The 16,510-nt window shown below is 62.2% G+C and carries 19 protein-coding genes and 1 tRNA gene; 4 read left to right on the top strand and 16 right to left on the bottom strand.

The features are described from left to right. The first annotated feature begins 47 nt into the window (after nt 1-47). A complete protein-coding gene (gene hemF / locus ACMU_RS12075; RefSeq protein WP_035259948.1) occupies nt 48-938 on the top strand; it encodes an oxygen-dependent coproporphyrinogen oxidase in 891 nt (296 codons plus the stop codon). A gap of 82 nt (nt 939-1,020) precedes the next feature. On the opposite strand, the gene ppk2 is transcribed toward hemF, so the two are convergent. After that, nucleotides 1,021-1,935 (bottom strand): polyphosphate kinase 2, encoded by a 915-nt coding sequence (gene ppk2, locus ACMU_RS12070; protein ID WP_035259947.1) that lies wholly within the window; start codon nt 1,933-1,935, stop codon nt 1,021-1,023. Nucleotides 1,936-1,997: 62 nt separating this feature from the next. Continuing rightward, nucleotides 1,998-2,459: an Lrp/AsnC family transcriptional regulator gene (locus tag ACMU_RS12065; protein ID WP_035259945.1), complete on the bottom strand. Its 462-nt coding sequence runs from the start codon at nt 2,457-2,459 to the stop codon at nt 1,998-2,000. A 130-nt stretch (nt 2,460-2,589) separates the two neighbouring features. Between ACMU_RS12065 and ald the strand changes: the two genes are divergently transcribed. Continuing rightward, nucleotides 2,590-3,708, top strand: coding sequence for an alanine dehydrogenase (gene ald, locus ACMU_RS12060; protein ID WP_035260573.1), 1,119 nt, complete (start codon nt 2,590-2,592; stop codon nt 3,706-3,708). A 1-nt stretch (nt 3,709) separates the two neighbouring features. Here ald and ACMU_RS12055 read toward each other — a convergent pair whose 3' ends face one another. Beyond that, a complete protein-coding gene (locus ACMU_RS12055; RefSeq protein WP_035260571.1) occupies nt 3,710-4,156 on the bottom strand; it encodes a MarR family winged helix-turn-helix transcriptional regulator in 447 nt (148 codons plus the stop codon). A gap of 87 nt (nt 4,157-4,243) precedes the next feature. On the opposite strand from ACMU_RS12055, the gene ACMU_RS12050 reads away from it, so the two are divergent. Further along, the gene (locus ACMU_RS12050; RefSeq protein WP_035260568.1) at nt 4,244-4,675 is read left to right on the top strand and encodes an ABA4-like family protein; all 432 of its coding nucleotides are present in this window, start codon (nt 4,244-4,246) and stop codon (nt 4,673-4,675) included. 17 nt (nt 4,676-4,692) lie between these two features. Here ACMU_RS12050 and ACMU_RS12045 read toward each other — a convergent pair. Beyond that, a tRNA-Met gene (locus ACMU_RS12045) sits at nt 4,693-4,769 on the bottom strand. A 99-nt stretch (nt 4,770-4,868) separates the two neighbouring features. Beyond that, the gene (mscL, locus tag ACMU_RS12040) at nt 4,869-5,306 is read right to left on the bottom strand and encodes a large conductance mechanosensitive channel protein MscL (protein ID WP_035260565.1); all 438 of its coding nucleotides are present in this window, start codon (nt 5,304-5,306) and stop codon (nt 4,869-4,871) included. Nucleotides 5,307-5,444: 138 nt separating this feature from the next. On the opposite strand from mscL, the gene ACMU_RS12035 reads away from it, so the two are divergent. Next, entirely contained in the window at nt 5,445-6,143 is a 699-nt protein-coding gene (locus ACMU_RS12035) for a glutathione S-transferase N-terminal domain-containing protein (RefSeq protein ID WP_035259943.1), read from the top strand. On the opposite strand, the gene ACMU_RS12030 is transcribed toward ACMU_RS12035, so the two are convergent. From ACMU_RS12030 to pyk, 11 genes are all read right to left on the bottom strand, one after another. Then, the gene (locus ACMU_RS12030; RefSeq protein ID WP_035259941.1) at nt 6,144-6,593 is read right to left on the bottom strand and encodes a YtoQ family protein; all 450 of its coding nucleotides are present in this window, start codon (nt 6,591-6,593) and stop codon (nt 6,144-6,146) included. A 72-nt stretch (nt 6,594-6,665) separates the two neighbouring features. Next, nucleotides 6,666-7,640: a hypothetical protein gene (locus tag ACMU_RS12025; RefSeq protein WP_152544600.1), complete on the bottom strand. Its 975-nt coding sequence runs from the start codon at nt 7,638-7,640 to the stop codon at nt 6,666-6,668. A 199-nt stretch (nt 7,641-7,839) separates the two neighbouring features. After that, the gene (locus ACMU_RS12020; RefSeq protein WP_051588307.1) at nt 7,840-8,262 is read right to left on the bottom strand and encodes a GNAT family N-acetyltransferase; all 423 of its coding nucleotides are present in this window, start codon (nt 8,260-8,262) and stop codon (nt 7,840-7,842) included. Between the two features lie 3 nt (nt 8,263-8,265). Beyond that, entirely contained in the window at nt 8,266-10,665 is a 2,400-nt protein-coding gene (pheT, locus tag ACMU_RS12015; RefSeq protein ID WP_035259936.1) for a phenylalanine--tRNA ligase subunit beta, read from the bottom strand. 72 nt (nt 10,666-10,737) lie between these two features. Beyond that, on the bottom strand, nt 10,738-11,535 hold the full coding sequence (locus tag ACMU_RS12010; RefSeq protein WP_035259935.1) for an alpha/beta hydrolase family esterase: 798 nt from the start codon (nt 11,533-11,535) through the stop codon (nt 10,738-10,740). Nucleotides 11,536-11,626: 91 nt separating this feature from the next. Further along, a complete protein-coding gene (gene pheS / locus ACMU_RS12005) occupies nt 11,627-12,700 on the bottom strand; it encodes a phenylalanine--tRNA ligase subunit alpha (protein WP_035259934.1) in 1,074 nt (357 codons plus the stop codon). A 60-nt stretch (nt 12,701-12,760) separates the two neighbouring features. Continuing rightward, complete coding sequence (locus ACMU_RS12000; protein WP_035259932.1) at nt 12,761-13,831, bottom strand: Hint domain-containing protein; 1,071 nt, start codon at nt 13,829-13,831, stop codon at nt 12,761-12,763. Between the two features lie 190 nt (nt 13,832-14,021). Next, nucleotides 14,022-14,384 carry a 50S ribosomal protein L20 gene (rplT, locus tag ACMU_RS11995; RefSeq protein ID WP_035259930.1) on the bottom strand — a complete coding sequence of 121 codons (363 nt, stop codon included), beginning with the start codon at nt 14,382-14,384 and terminating at the stop codon, nt 14,022-14,024. Nucleotides 14,385-14,397: 13 nt separating this feature from the next. Then, nucleotides 14,398-14,598: a 50S ribosomal protein L35 gene (gene rpmI / locus ACMU_RS11990; RefSeq protein WP_035259929.1), complete on the bottom strand. Its 201-nt coding sequence runs from the start codon at nt 14,596-14,598 to the stop codon at nt 14,398-14,400. A 112-nt stretch (nt 14,599-14,710) separates the two neighbouring features. Continuing rightward, complete coding sequence (locus ACMU_RS11985) at nt 14,711-14,935, bottom strand: hypothetical protein (protein WP_035259927.1); 225 nt, start codon at nt 14,933-14,935, stop codon at nt 14,711-14,713. Nucleotides 14,936-14,965: 30 nt separating this feature from the next. After that, nucleotides 14,966-16,411, bottom strand: coding sequence for a pyruvate kinase (gene pyk / locus ACMU_RS11980; protein WP_035259925.1), 1,446 nt, complete (start codon nt 16,409-16,411; stop codon nt 14,966-14,968). Nucleotides 16,412-16,510 lie beyond the last annotated feature (99 nt).

Here is a 16,510-nt window from a genome sequence, read left to right as displayed (position 1 = left end):
GTGCCCAAACCTGCTAGGCCTTGCCCGAACAACGATCCGGAGGCCCCATGACCGCGACCATGGACACCCAAAAGACCACTGCCTCGGCATGGTTCCGCACTCTGCGCGACCAAATCGTCGCTGCTTTCGAAGGGCTCGAAGACAGCCATCAGGCCGGCCCCATGTCAGACGCCACGGCTGGCCGGTTCGAGGTCACCGAAACCACGCGCGCCTCTGATGATGGATCAGATGCCGGTGGCGGGTTGATGAGCGTCATGCGCGACGGCCGCGTCTTTGAGAAAGTGGGCGTGAATGTCTCAACCGTCTACGGCACCCTGGGCGAGGCGGCACAGAAATCCATGGCCGCGCGCGGCGTGCCGGGGATCGAGGACGATCCGCAATTCTGGGCCTCGGGCATCTCGCTTGTCGCGCATATGCAAAACCCCCATTGCCCTGCCGTGCACATGAACACCCGCATGTTTTGGACGCCGGGCGCCTGGTGGTTCGGCGGCGGGTCCGACCTGAACCCCTGCATCGAATACGACGACGACACCGCCCATTTCCACGCCGAACAGAAACGCGCCTGCGACCTGCATGGTGCCGACCTTTACCCGCGCTTGAAAGACTGGGCCGACGAATATTTCTATATCCCGCACCGCAAACGCGCGCGCGGTGTCGGCGGCATCTTCCTGGACGACCACAATACCGGCGACTGGAACGCCGATTTTGCCCTGATTCAGGATATCGGCCGCGCCTTCCTGCCCGCCTTCACCCCGCTGGTCGAAAAACGCCGCACCACCCCCTGGTTCGAGGCCGACCGCGACACACAGCTGATCCATCGCGGGCTCTACGCCGAATATAACCTCGTCTGGGACCGCGGCACCAAGTTCGGTCTGGCCACCGGCCACGACGCCAACGCCGTGCTGATGAGCCTGCCCCCCCTGGCCAAATGGGTGTAAAACCGGGCCCCACACGCCCGCCCGAGGGCACCGGCCGGATGGCCGGGGCCCGAGATATCACTTGCGCCGCAAGGCGCGCCTTTTAATAAACCTTCGGCACGTACAGCTCGTCGGGCAGAACCTGGCGCTCGTATTCCTCGTTATACACCCGCTCGGGCAGCTGCACCTTCTCGCTTTCCACCTCGGCATAGGGGATCTGCGACAAGAGATGCTCGATACAGTTCAACCGCTCGCGCTTCTTGTCGTTGCCTTCCACGATATACCACGGCGCCTCGGGGATGTTGGTGCGGGCAAACATCTCTTCCTTGGCCTTGGTGTACTGCTCCCACCGGATCCGGCTTTCCAGATCCATCGGCGACAGTTTCCACTGTTTCATCGGGTCGTGGATGCGCATCAAAAACCGCAGCTGCTGTTCCTCGTCGGTGATCGAGAACCAGTATTTCAACACGATCGTACCCGACCGCACCAGCATGCGTTCAAATTCGGGAACGTCCTGAAAAAACGTCTCAACCTGGTCTTCGTTGGCAAAGCCCATCACCCGCTCCACCCCGGCGCGGTTGTACCAGCTGCGGTCAAACAGAACGATCTCGCCGCCCGCCGGCAGGTGCGGCACGTAGCGCTGAAAATACCACTGGCTCTGCTCGCGCCGCGATGGCGCCGGCAGCGCCACCACGCGGGCCACGCGCGGGTTCAGCCGCTGGGTGATGCGCTTGATCACCCCGCCCTTCCCCGCACTGTCGCGGCCTTCCATGATGATCAGAACCTTCTGACCGGTTTGCTGCACCCAGTCCTGCAACTTGATCAGCTCGGCCTGCAACCGCAGCAGGTTGCGGAAATAGACCTTGCGGTCCAGCATGTTGGGATGCTGCTTGTTATAGATCTTGCGGATCTCCATCGACAGCATCGGATCGCTGAGCTCCAGCTCAAAATCCTCGTCCAGCGTGTCTTCCAGCTCGGCTTCCAGCCAATCCTTGTTGCTGTCGTCTTCGAATTCCATCGGGGGTCTCCTGTCATGCATTGCGCGGGTCTAGCAGGTGCGCATAACGCTTTTGTGTCGCCTTATACCGGCAAGGCCGTGGTCTTGAACACGGTCCGCAACGCAAAAGACGAATGCATCTGCGCCACCCCCGGCAGACGCGCCAGATGGCGGCGGTGGATCTGGGCAAAATCCTCGCTGTCGCGGGCAACCACTTTCAGCAGATAATCATACTGCCCGGCGATCAGATGGCATTCCAGCACATCCGGCACCCGCGCAACCGCCTTTTCAAACGCCTCCAGCACCTCATCGGCCTGCCCTGACAGGGTGATCTCGACAAATACGGTTGTGGGCCGCCCCATCTTGCGCGCGTCCAACAGGGCAACGTAATCCTTCACAAAACCCTCGCCCTCCAGCCGCTGCACCCGCCGGTGACAGGCCGAGGCGCTGAGGCTGACCTTGTCGGCCAGCTCGGCGTTTGAGATTCGCCCGGACCGCTGCAAAACGGTCAGAATACGCAGATCCGTGTTGTCCAACTCGGCCATATCGAAACTCCTTCGCCTGTTTGGGCCAATGATGCACGATTCTTCGGACAAGAGCCATGTCGCGCACAAAGATTGCAACCCCTTCCCACCCGATCCGCGCAACGCTGGGATCAGTGTCAGGGAGGACAACATGCGCATCGGATGCCCCACAGAAATTAAGCCCCAAGAGTTCCGCGTCGGGATGACGCCCGACGCCGCCCGCGATATCACCGCACGCGGCCATACCGCGCTGATCCAGGCCGGCGCGGGTCTGGGCAGCGGTTTCACCGATGTCGATTACGTGGCCGCCGGCGCCACGATCCTGCCCGGTGCTGCCGATATCTTTGAACAGGCCGAGATGATCGTGAAGGTGAAAGAACCGCAGGCACAGGAACGCGCCATGCTGCGCGCGGGCCAGGTTCTGTTCACCTATCTGCACCTCGCCCCCGACCCCGATCAGACGCGCGATCTGCTGGCCTCGGGTGTAACGGCCATCGCCTATGAAACCGTGACCGACGCCAATGGCGGCCTGCCCCTGCTGGCGCCAATGTCCGAGGTTGCCGGGCGGTTGGCGCCGCAAATGGGCGCCTGGACGTTGCAGCGCGCCAATGGCGGGCGCGGGGTGCTGATGGGCGGCGTGCCGGGTGTTGGCCCGGCGCAGGTTGTGGTGATTGGCGGCGGTGTGGTGGGCACCCACGCGGCCCGGATCGCCGCCGGTATGGGGGCGGACGTGACCGTTCTGGACATGTCGCTGCCCCGCCTGCGCTATCTTGACGACACGTTCGGGCATGTCTTCAAGAACCGCTTTGCCTCGGCCGGGTCCACTGCCGAGCTGGTCGCCAGCGCCGATATGGTTATCGGCGCGGTGCTGATCCCCGGCGCCGCCGCGCCCAAGCTGGTCAGCCGCGCCCAATTGTCCGACATGAAGCCCGGCGCCGCCATCGTCGATGTAGCCATCGATCAGGGTGGCTGTTTCGAGACCTCGCGCGCCACCACCCACGAGGACCCTGTTTTCGAAGTGGACGGCATCATGCATTACTGCGTCGCCAACATGCCCGGCGCGGTCGCCCGCACGTCCACCATCGCGCTTGGCAACGCCACGCGGCCCTATCTGCTGGCGCTGGCCGACAAAGGCTGGCGGCAGGCCTGCGAGGATGACCCCCACCTTTTGGCCGGCCTGAACACCCATGCGGGGCATCTGACCTATTATGCCGTGGGCAAAGCCCTTGGCATCGACGTCATGGCGCCCCACCTGGCCCTGAAACAGTAGATCACGACAGGTCCGCCGCAGCAGGTGGAATAAGGCGGCCCAACAGTTCCGACAATTGTTGCAACTCGCCCTCTTCCCAACGGTCGCGAAAGGCATAACCTGCCTGTTTCGCAAAGGTTGGGCGGGCCTCGTCCAAGCGCGTCTGCCCGGCCTCGGTGATGGCAACAAAGGCAATCCGGGCATCCCGCGGGTCAACCTCACGCGCGACCATCCCGATCTTTTCCATCGGGGCCACCATCCGCGTGACGGTTGAGGCGCTGACATGCATGCGCCCCGCAAGTTCCACCCGCGACAACCGTTTGCTGGTGGCGTTGTCCAAATGCATCAGCAACACGAACTCGTTCACCGAGATTCCGTGTACCGCCGAAAATTCACCTGCAAGCCGGGAACGAAACTCGTCCGCCGCCTGCAGCAGCCGTAGGGCATTTATGCTCGATACGTTTTCCATGGCCGCGATATTAGTCGAATCACTTGCATATGCAAGTATATTGCCCCACATCTGCAACAGATATGATTGCATATGAAAGTATATATCATGGATTTAGAACTCATTTTCTCCGCCACCAGCTTGCTGGCCATGGCCGGGTGGTTGGTACTGCTGGCCTCACCCTGGTTCCCGCGCGTGGCGGATGTGATCGCCGGTATCGCGCTGCCTGTCATTCTGTCGCTGGGTTATGTGATCATTTCGATTGCCTTGCCAGCGGAAAACGGCGGCGGCTTCGGCAGTCTGGCCGAGGTACAGCGGCTTTTTACCAGCCAATCCGCCCTCTTGGCCGGGTGGATCCACTTTCTGGCTTTCGACCTGTTCGTTGGCGCATGGATCTGCCGCACGGCACGCGACGCGGGCATTCGATTCTGGCTGGTGCTGCCCTGTTTGCCCGTCACCTTCCTGTTTGGACCGGCCGGGTTCGTGATGTTTCAGGCGATACGCGAAGGTCAAACCAGCGCAAGGCGCATGCAAACCTGATACCAAAAGGGGATAAGTGGTAGCGTGAGGCGGACTTGAACCGCCGACCCCAGCATTATGAGTGCTGTGCTCTAACCAGCTGAGCTATCACGCCACGCTTAGTGGCGCTGACCTACCCAAGCGCGCGCCCGGTGTCAAACGGAAAACGGCACCGCGCCGCCGGTTCTTTCCGGCGACGCGGCGTTTCTTTGGATCAGCTGGCCTGCTTGGCCAGCGCGTCACGAATCTCGGTCAGAAGGTCCAATTCGGTTGGGCCAGCGGGGGCCTCTTCGACCGGTGCTTCCTCTTCCTTTTTCTCGGCCGCTTCTTTCACCTTGTTCACATAACGCACCAGCATAAACACCACGAAAGCGATGATCAGAAAGTTGATGATCGCCATGATGAACGAGCCGTAGGCGAAGACACCGACACCCGCCTCTTTCGCGGCCTCCAGCGTTTCAAACGCGCCGTCGCCCAGCACGACGAACAGGTTCGAGAAGTCGAGCCCGCCAAGGAAGATACCGATAATGGGATTGATCAGGTCATCCACCATCGATTTCACAATCGCGGTGAAGGCGGCGCCCACAATGATACCCACGGCCATGTCCATGACATTGCCCTTGGCGATAAAATCCCGAAACTCTTGCAACATAGTCTTTCCCTCTTTTTCCACCCTGTGCGCGGTAGGGTCATTGCCTCCGCGTCATTGCACATTGTTCACACTACAAGTGCGCACAGAACTCTTTACGTTTTCTGTGATGTCTATCCTGAACGCACTGGTGCACAATTAATGACCAAATTGTCCGATTTTTCAATATCTAGTCGCTGGCCCGCCCAGAACCCCGACATTTTGCAGCTCTACTCGCTGGCCACACCCAATGGCGTCAAGGTTTCGATCATGCTGGAAGAGGTTGGCCTGCCCTACGAGGTGCACAAGATTTCCTTTGCCGAAAAGGATCAGTTCACGCCGGAATTCCTTGAAATCAGCCCCAACAACAAGATCCCCGCGATCATCGACCCCAACGGGCCTGATGGCAACGCGGTGTCGATTTTCGAAAGCGCGGCGATCCTAATCTACCTGGCCGAGAAGACGGGCAAGTTCCTGCCCACGGGCGCGCAGACGCGGCAGGCCACGATGTCGTGGCTGATGTTCCAGATGGGCAGCGAGGGCCCGATGTTCGGACAGCTGGGCTATTTCCACAAATTCGCCGGGTCCGAGATCGAAGACCCCCGCCCCAAGCAGCGCTATATCGACGAGGGCAAGCGCATTCTTGGCGTGATGGACCGGCAGTTGGCCGACAAGGAATGGATCACCGGCGCGGATTACACAATCGCCGACATCGCGCTGATCCCTTGGATTCAGACGTTGACCCGGTTCTACAAAACCGACGAACTGCTTGAGTTGGAGAGTTTCTCTAACGTCATTCGCTGGCGCGATACTTTCGCGGTGCGCCCGGCGGTGGAAAAAGGCTGGCTTGTGCCGGCCTGATCACCCCGGCAACGCGCCGGTCAGAACATAGCGCAGGATCTGCGCCACCTGCTGCGGCGTCTCGGTCACCGCCAGCGCCGCGGCATCCACCTCTTTCAGCGCGTGTTGATGATCGGGGCCGTGCATCACGATCACCGATTTGCCCAGCGCCGCGGCATAGCCCGCGTCAAACGCGGCGTTCCACTGGCGGTATTTCTCGCCAAACCGCACCACAACCACATCCGCCTCCGCGATGCCCTTGCGGGTACGGATCGCGTTCAGCTTGGCGCCTTTGTTGTCGTGCCAGAACTTGTCGGGCTCGGCCCCCATGATCGCCACGCCGCAATCGTCCGAGGCGCCGTGATCGGTCACCGGCGCGTCAAACGTCACGTCCAGCCCGTCACAGGCGGCCATGATCTCGGCCCGCCAATCGGTGTGAATTTCGCCCGACAGATAAACATTCAGGGACATGTGGCAACCTCCGCTTTGCTGCCCAACGCCTAGCGCAAAAAGGGTGGCACAGAAACCCTGCACCACCCAATTTCACCCGACAAGTTCCAGCCGCCAGAACAGCGGCCCGGATTTCGGCAACCGTTTGGTTCGCTGTTTGGGCAGGCTGCGCAGGAACGGCGGCCGGTCGCGTGTTGCGGCAAAGCAGAACCGCCGCGGCAGATCGGTATAAAGCGACCGGGGCGGCGGCGTGCCGTGGATGTTCTTCAGAGCAACCCCGGCCTCGGGCTGATGCATCCAGACCGTCTGCACCCCAAGTTGATCGCACAGCAATGTCAGCACCGCCAACATCATAACACGGGGCCAGATTTTGCCGTACAACCGCACCAGCCCGGCCTCGTATTGCTCGGCCATCGCAAGCTGGCGCACCTGCGGGCGGCCGGATTGCAACGCCTCGACCTCGTCGCGGGCAAAGCGCAGCCAGTCCGACTGTACCTCTTCGATCAGCGCATGCCCGGTCTCGCGGCAAATATCCAGCCGCGCCCAGGCCAGCGTAGGCCGCCCGGTCAGACGGATCGGGTGCCCGTCAAACTCCAGATCTTTGCGTTGCAGCTTGCCAAAATACCGCCCCATCAACGCGGCGTGGTCCGAGGCAAAGCCCAACTGCACCACAAGGTTCTGCCGGTTGCGCGTGGTCTGATCGTACCACCGGCGCCCCTTGCCCCACTCGGCAAAGCTCAGAACGAAATCCTGCCACACGGTGGCAAATACCTGCTCCAACCCCTGCAACGCAGGCTTGGACAGGTCCGGCCAATCGATGGCCTTATCCGCATGGGCCAGCGCCAGAACATCGCGCTGCGACAGCGCACCGCCACATCCCGCAACCAAGGGTTTGACCAATGGCCGCGACAACAGTTTGCCCGCCGCCGACTTGCGCAATTCGGCCACGTTGGCATTGCGATCCATCAATTGGCCCAGCAACCACGGGCTCTCGCGATCCGCGTAATAGCTGAACGGCATGTCCATTGGCAAAAGCCGCCGGAAGTGTTGAACGTCAGAGGGTCTCATGTCTTTGGTTCCACGGGAAAAAGCGCCCGCGGCCAAAGAGGGCGGGCAATTCAGAACAGGGTGAGTTTCGCGCGGCGCGCGGATTGTTCAGCAGGCATAGGTGCCTCCTTTGGATGAATTGCAGGGCTGTCTCATACGCGCATTTCGCGCCGCGACCCAAATGCGAATTTTCGCAAGGTCGCGACCTGTGTCCCTGCGGTCACAGCAGGCGGGTCATAAAGATCTTGTCGCCCTCGTCGCCGGTCACGTGCCAGCCGAGGTGTTCGTACAGCGCCACGTTGTCTGGCATCAGGCGGTGCGTGGTCAGGCGCAGTTCGCTGCATCCGGCCGCCCGTGCCGTGTCGACCGCGTGCAAGATCAGCGCGCGGCCCACGCCTTTGCCGCCTGCATCCGGCGCCACGGCCACGTTCATCAGATGCGCGTGCGGCGGCGTCGTGGCCACGGCCAAAACGCCCAGCGGCGGATCACCGGCCAGCCAAAGCTGCCCGGCGGCCTGATTGTCGCCCAAACCGCCCGCAACATCCGGCAAGGCAACCCCTTGCGCGGCATAACCGGCGTAGGCTGCGTTCACGATATCGCGCAGGGCCGGCACGTCACTTGGTTCTGCGCGCCGGATCTGCATGGCTTACCCGCGCAACGTGCCGCCGGTGGCCTTGGTGACCTTCTCGACGATCTTCGCGCCCACGGCCTCGATATCCTTCTCGGTCAGGGTCGTGTCGGTGGGTTGCAGGCGCACCGTGATGGCCAGCGATTTCTTACCCTCGCCCAGCGCGCCGCCGATGAACTCGTCAAAGACGCGCACCTCGTCGATCAGCGCCTTGTCGGCACCTTGCGCGGCATTGACCAGCGTCAGCGCCTCCACCTCGGCATCCACGACAAAGGCAAAGTCGCGCTCGACCGATTGCAGATCGGACGCGGCCAGCGCCGGCTTGGTGGTCTTGCGCGCCTTGGGGAACGGGATCGCGGCCAGATGGATAGCAAAAGCCACTACGGGGCCTTTCACATCCATCGCCTCAACGGCACGCGGGTGCAGCTCGCCAAACCCGGCCAGCACCTTCTTGGGGCCCAGCGCAATCTTGCCCGACCGTCCCGGATGCCACCATCCGTTCATATCCCGCAGGATTTGCGCCTTGGCGGGCGCGCCGATGGCGGCCAGCACCGCCTCGGCATCGGCCTTGGCGTCGAACACATCCACCGGGCGGCGGGTGCCGTAATGGTCTTTCGGGCCGGTATGGCCAACCAGAATGCCGGTGATCAACGCCTCCTGGTCCTCAGGCTCGCCGCCGTGGAAAACCGGGCCAACCTCAAAGAGGGCCATATCCATGAACCCGCGCGCCTGATTGCGCGCCGCTGCCTGCAACAGGCCCGGCAGAAGCGAGGGGCGCATATGGCTCATCTCGCTTGAAATCGGGTTGTCCAGCATCGTGGCATCCGCGCCGCCGCCAAAAGCCGCCGCCGATTTCTGGTCGATAAAGCTGTAGGTCACGCATTCATTGTAACCCAGCGCCGCCGCCGTGCGCCGCGCGATGCTTTCGCGTTTCTGCATCGGGGTCAGGATCGCGCGCGGCACGCCGACCTGGGTGCGCGGCAGCGGTTTGCCCTGCAGCTTGGTCAGTGAGGCTACGCGCGCCACCTCTTCCACCAGATCCGCCTCGCCCAGCACATCGGGCCGCCACGACGGCACGCCCGCCATGTCGCCATCCATGACAAAGCCCAGCGCGGTCAGCGTGGCGCGTTGCTCGTCGGCCGGAATTTCCATGCCCACCAGCGACTGCACGCGATCCGTGTCCAGCTTATAGGCGCGGCTGACATCGGGCACCGCGCCCGCGGTCACCACATGCGACGGCTCGCCACCGCACAACTCGATGATCATCTGCGTCGCCAGCTCGATCGCCGGGGCGTTAAACGCTGGGTCAATGCCGCGTTCGTTGCGATACCGTGCGTCCGAGTTGATTTTCAACGCCCGACCGGTGCGCGCGATCTGGATGGTTTCCCAAACGGCGGCCTCAAGGAACACGTTCACCGTCTCGTCGGTACAGCCACTTTCGAGGCCCCCCATGATACCGGCAATGCTTTCCACCGCGCGATCATCCGAGATCACAACCATGCCATCGGACAGCGCGTATTCCTTTTCGTCCAGCGCCACCAGCGTGTCGCCATCCTTGGCGCGATGTACGCGCAGGTCGCCCTGCACCTTGTCGGCGTCAAAGACGTGCAGCGGGCGGTTCATGTCATAGGTGAAGAAGTTGGTGATATCGACCAGGGCCGAGATCGGGCGCAACCCGATCGCCTTCAGCCGATCCTGCAGCCACGCGGGCGACGGGCCGTTCTTCACGCCGCGGATCATGCGGCCCATGAACACCTCGCACCCTTCGGCGCGGGTGTCGTCGTCGATGGTCACGTTGATCGGGCTGTCGAACGTGCCCGCCACTTCGGCGGTTTTCGCGGGCTTCAGCGTGCCCAGACCACGCGCGGCCAGATCACGGGCAATGCCACGCACGCCCAGCGCGTCGGGGCGGTTGGGCGTGATGGCGATCTCGATCACCGGGTCCACCTTGGCGGGGTCATTTTCGGCCAGCCAATCCACGAACCGGTCACCGACATTGCCCGAGGGCAGCTCGATAATCCCGTCATGCTCGTCGCTCAGCTGCATTTCGCGTTCCGAGCACATCATGCCAAAGCTTTCGACACCCCGGATCTTGCCCACCTGAATGGTGGTATCAAGGCCCGGGATATACATGCCCGGCTTGGCCACAACCACGGTGATGCCTTCGCGCGCGTTTGGCGCGCCGCAGATGATCTGCTGCGTGCCATCATCGGTTTTCACCTGGCACACACGCAGACGGTCGGCATCGGGATGCTTCTCGGCGCTTTCCACAAAGCCCAGCGTAAACGCAGCCAAAGCGGCAGAGGGGTCTTCGACGCCCTCAACCTCCAGCCCCAGATCGGTCAGGGCATAGGTGATGTCTTCGATGGACGCATCCGTTTCCAGATGGTCGCGCAGCCAGCTTAGGGTGAATTTCATCTCTCGCGTCGCCTTCGGGCAGTCAGATCAGTTGCCGCAGGCAATGACAAAGATTTGGGTTCAGCGCAAGGGTCAGGGGTAAGAGTTCGGCAGGCCCAGCAACTCGTCCAGCTGCCGGGCGATCCAGCCATGCGGGATGAAATGGCCGCCGGGGTGGATATCAAGGCTGACGCGGCCGGTGGCGCAATTGGTCCATTCGATACGGCTCAGCGTCAGAAACGCGCGTTGCTGCCATGTGCCCGCATCGACGCCCGGCCCGCAGTCAAACGTGCGGCGCCACAGGGCGACGGGGTGGGTTTCGTCGCCGCCGGGGCCAAAGGGGTAATCCATTACCGTGTCGGCCAGCCCGTGCACGTGGCGCACCTCGGCCGGGGCCTCATCGCAATTCTCACGCTGGTCCAGCGTGCCGGATATGGCCAGCAGAGCCGCTACCCCGTCGCCCCTTGCGCAGACATAGCGCCACGCCATCGAGCTGCCCCAGCTGTAGCCCGAGACATAGATGCGGGTGCGATCCACGGGGTATCGCGCCATCACATCGGCCAGCACCGCGTCGGCGAAGTCCAGGTTGACCGTATCATCGTTCCACCAGTCCCAGCTGCGGCCCAGCCCGTTGGGCGCCACCAGCAGCACGCCGCGCCGCCGCGTGGCGCCCGAGATACGTTGATGTTTCACGATCAGGTCGCCCTGGCGCTGCCAGCCGTGGAAATGCAGCATCACCGGCAAGGGGCTTTGGCCGTCCCAGCCGTCGGGCTCTTTCACGTGATAGCTGCGGTCGCCCAGTTTGCAGGGGGTTTCGGCGTGGCAGCGGTCACCATTGGCGAGCGCGGGGGCGGCGGCCAGAAGGGCCAGGATCAGGGCAAAGATTCGCATGCCCGCAGCCTAGCGCCAGAAACGTAAACACGCAGTCACAAGGGTGTCAGCCCGTTCATCGGTCCTTGCGGCCCTCTTCACGGATGTTGCGTCAACGGCTGAGCCCGCCCTGCAAATTCGGCTGGTCCAGCGCGGCAAAGCCGTAATGGCGCAGCCAGCGCAGGTCTGAATCGAAGAACGCGCGCAGGTCGGGGATGCCGTATTTCAGCATGGTCAGCCGGTCGATCCCCAGACCGAAGGCAAAGCCTTGCCATTCGTCGGGGTTTACGCCAGCCGCCGCCAGCACCTTGGGGTGCACCATGCCCGAGCCCAGGATCTCCATCCAGTCGTCGCCCTCGCCCACTTTCAGCGTGCCACCCTGCCAGCTGCAGCGCAGGTCAACCTCGGCCGAGGGTTCGGTGAACGGGAAGTGGCTGGCGCGGAAGCGCAGCTCCACCTGATCCACCTCGAAGAAGGCGCGGCAGAACTCTTCCAGCACCCATTTCAGGTTGGCCATCGAGATGTCGCGGTCAATCGCCAGCCCCTCAACCTGATGGAACATCGGCGTGTGGGTCTGGTCATAATCGCTGCGATAGACCCGGCCCGGCGCGATCACGCGGATCGGCGCGCCGGTTTTCTCCATCGACCGGATCTGCACCGGCGAGGTATGCGTGCGCAGCACATGCGGCGGGCGTTCGTCGCCTGCGTCGCGATGCATATAGAACGTGTCGAACTCCTGCCGCGCAGGGTGGTGGGGCGGGATGTTCAGCGCGTCGAAATTGTACCAGTCGGTCTCGATCTGCGGGCCTTCGGCCACGGCGAAGCCCATATCGGCGAAGATCGCGCTGATCTCGTCGCTGACCTGGCTGATCGGGTGGATCGTGCCGCGGCGTTCGGGGCGGCCGGGCAGCGTGACATCCAGCCACTCGGTGCGCAGCCGTTCGTCCAGCGCCGCATCCGCCAGCGCCGATTTCTTTGCCGACAGCGCGCTGTTGATCTCGTCCTTCAGCGCGTTCAGCGCCGGGCCGGCCACCTGGCGTTCCTCGGGCGTCATCTTGCCCAGCTCGCGCATCTTCAGGCTAACCTCGCCCTTCTTGCCCACCGCGGCCACGCGCAGCTCTTCCAGCGCGCTTTCATCGGCGGCATCGGCGATGGCCTGAATGTATTTCTGACGGAGCTCTTCCATGACGCGCCCTTTATCCTGACGATGCCGGGGATACAAAGCGACTGGCGCGAATGCAACCGCCTATGCGGCCAAGGCCAGCAACCGTGCCTCATATCCCTGCAAGGTGCGGCGCACGGGCTGTGGCTCGACCACCGGATTGGCCAGCAGTTCGGGGAACAGCGTCTGGAATTCGGCCCGCATCGCGGGGGTCAGCATTGACAGACTGTGCGCCGACACCAGAAAGCTTTCGCTAAGCGCGCCATTGGCCCAGATCAGCTCGTGCTGATCAAACATCAGGTGGTAATAGGTCACAAGGCCGCCATGACGGCGGTTCACCGTTTCCCCATCAACCAAGTGACGCGCGGCCACCAATGCCTCTTCCTCGCCAAACAACAGCGACAGGGTCGCGGCGCTGATCAAAACGCGGTGTTGAGGGCTGACAACCAACGGCCGGAAATTGCCCAAAATCCCCGTCGCAAAGACGATGGGCGCCATGTCGCCCTCGGCCACAACGGTGCGCTTCCCGACCCAGCGCAGGGGCTGCGCCGCCCGATCCGCCGTCAGCACCAGATCCCCGGCGCGCAGCTTCTCAACCGGCTTCGCGCCCGTAGCCGTCTCGATCATGGTGCCGCGGGTGAAACAGATTGCACCGCTGTCTCCGGGGTTGACCGAGCCATAGGTCAGCGTGTCGGGATCAGGTTGGTTGAACTGAAGCGTCGTGGTGGTCTGGTTCGGCCCCACAAGCACCGGCAGGTTTTCCGACACTGCGCCCGCCGCCGGGCCATCTTGCGCCACGATATTCTGCGTGCCGCCGCCAATGTCGTAGAAATCCACCACCGTGCCCGAGCTTGTCTCGACCAGCGCATAGGCCTCATAATTATTAGACCCGCCCCCGTTCGGGTCGGTCAGGCGAATGTTAAAATTGTCCGCCGAGATGACATAGACGTTTTCGTTGGATTGCGTGTCCACCGTCATCACAACCCCGGGATCGCCCAGGTTAACCGTCAGGCCTGCGCTGCCATTGGCCTGGTAGAAAGTGACGGTAAAGTCCGAGGCAACCTCGCCCTGTGCAAGCGACACCTCCAGAAACTCCGCCACACCGGACGAAGCCGCATACGCATTCGAATAATGAAGTTCGCTGATACGTGCCAAGACCCCTCACCCTGCACACTAATTCCAAACGGTACGCTAAAAAAATGCCGCTCAATTGCGGCCAAATCTCGTTACAAAAACGGGAAGTTTGCGATTTTCCTAAATTTGTTCGGGCCTGGTTGGCCCGGATTGTGGCAAAAAAAGGGCCGCCCAACCGGACGGCCCTCTATACGATGCGGTTTGCAGACAATTAGGCCAGTGCGGCCTTGGCCTTGTCCACGATGGCTGTAAAGGCATCGGGCTCGTTCACGGCCAGATCGGCCAGCACTTTACGGTCAACTTCGATACCTGCCAGCGACAGACCATTGATGAAGCGGCTGTAGGTCAGCGCTTCGTCATGGGCACGCACGGCGGCGTTGATCCGCTGAATCCACAGCGCGCGGAAGTTCCGCTTGCGCTGCTTGCGGTCGCGCGTGGCGTACTGGTTCGCCTTGTCGACGGCCTGCGTTGCAGTTTTGAAGTTGCGGCTGCGGGCGCCGTAATACCCCTTCGCGGCCTTTACGACCTTGCGGTGGCGTGCGTGGGTGACGGTTCCGCCTTTGGTTCTCGACATCTCTCAGACCTCCTTAGCGCGAATAGGGCATCATCGACTTGACGATTTTCTCGTCAGGTGCCGACATGGTGGTGGTTCCGCGCGCATTGCGGAGGAATTTGTTGGTACGTTTGATCATACCGTGACGCTTGCCGGCCTGACCCGTTTTCACGCGGCCTTTCGCAGTCACCTTGAACCGCTTCTTGCAGCTCGACTTGGTCTTCATCTTGGGCATTTCCGTCTCCTTCCGTCGGGCGGTGTAAACGCGACTCGGCATGCCACATCGGCCGGTCGCGCGGATTGAGCGCGCTTATTAGGGCGCAAAGCCCCCCATGGCAAGGCGAAAATTAGCTCAGCAGGCGACTGAAGACGCGCACGAAGGCATTCGGGATGTCTTCCAGACTGATGGATTGAGGCGACTGGTACAGCGCCAGAACAATCAGCCCCCCCGCAATCAAGATCAAAATCGCCGCAGCGCGCGGCGGGCGCCCTTCTGAATAAGCGCCCAGCAGGCTGGGAAAGGCCAAAACACCACAGATGGTTCCAACGACAAGGTAGATATCCGTGCTCATAATGGCCTCTCCTGAAATATGGTTAGGCCATTATTCCGGCTCGGATGCGAAAATCAATCTTTCTTCGCACGGGGCGATCCGCAGAATGTTGGTCGAACCCGGCACATTGAACGGCACACCGGCGGTGACCACCACGTGATCCTCGACCTCCGCGTAACCGGCAGTCGTCGCGGCGCGGATGGCAGCGATCACCGCTTCTTTGAAGCGATCGACGCTTTCGGCATAGAAACAGCTGACACCCCAGCTCAGGCTCAGGCGGCGCGCGGTCTTGGCAAACGGTGTCAGCGCCAGGATCGGCACGCGCGGGCGTTCGCGCGCGGTCAGCTCGGCGGTCATGCCCGAATGGGTAAAGCAGCAGATCGCGCGGATGTCCGAGGTTTCGGCGATCTCGCGGGCCGAGGCCACGATGCCTTCGGCGATACCCTGCCGGGTCGAGGTCCGGCTGGCCTCGATCACGTCGCGATAGGTGGGGTCGTTTTCGACCTCGACCGCGACGTTGTTCATCGTGGTCACGGCTTCGATCGGATAGCTGCCCGCGGCCGATTCTGCCGACAGCATGATCGCGTCGGTGCCCTCGTAAATCGCGGTGGCCACGTCCGAAACTTCGGCGCGGGTTGGAACGGGGCTCTCGATCATGCTTTCCAGCATCTGCGTGGCCACGATCACCGGCTTGGCGGCGGCACGGCATTTGCGGATCAGCTGTTTCTGGATCGGCGGCACGTTCTGCACCGGCAGCTCCACGCCCAGGTCACCCCGAGCCACCATGATGCCGTCCGACACTTTCAGGATCGAATCAAACGCCTCAACCGCGGCGGGTTTTTCGATCTTCGACAGAACCGCAGCGCGGCCTTTGGCCAGGTCGCGCGCCTCGTTTACGTCCTCGGGCCGCTGCACAAAGGACAGCGCCAGCCAGTCCACACCCAGCTCGCACACAAATTCCAGATCCTTGCGGTCTTTCTCGGACAGCGCTGCCAGTGGCAAAACCACGTCAGGCACGTTCACACCCTTGCGGTTCGAAATCTCGCCGCCGGTGGTCACTTCGCAATTGGCATAATCGTCGCCGCAATCTTTCACCTTCAGTGCAATCTTGCCGTCGTTGACCAACAGGGTCGAACCGGGCTTCAGCGCGGCAAAGATTTCTTTGTGCGGCAGCTGCACGCGGGTGGCGTCACCTTCGGCCGGGTCCAGATCGAAACGGAAGTCCTGCCCGATCTTCAGCGTTTCGGGGCCGTTGGCAAAAACACCACAACGCAGTTTGGGGCCCTGCAGGTCGGCCAGAATGCAGATCGGACGGCCAAGGTCGGCTTCGATCTTGCGGATAATGGCGTGGCGCTCGGCAATCTCGGGGTGGGTGCCGTGGCTCATGTTCAGACGGAACACGTCGGCGCCGGCTTCGAACAGTGACCGGATCATGTCATAATCGCTGGACGCCGGGCCCAGCGTCGCTACGATTTTTACGTTACGCATACGTCTCATGGGCAAAATCTCTCTTCCTGAATGTGCATCATGCGGCTGGAATCGGCGCCTTGATAGGCGCTAACATTTCGACAAGCAACTGGCAGAACCGGCGAATCC

The sequence above is a fragment of the Actibacterium mucosum KCTC 23349 genome (assembly GCF_000647975.1).
Lineage (GTDB): Bacteria > Pseudomonadota > Alphaproteobacteria > Rhodobacterales > Rhodobacteraceae > Actibacterium > Actibacterium mucosum.
This window is presented reverse-complemented; position numbering and strand designations above follow the sequence as displayed.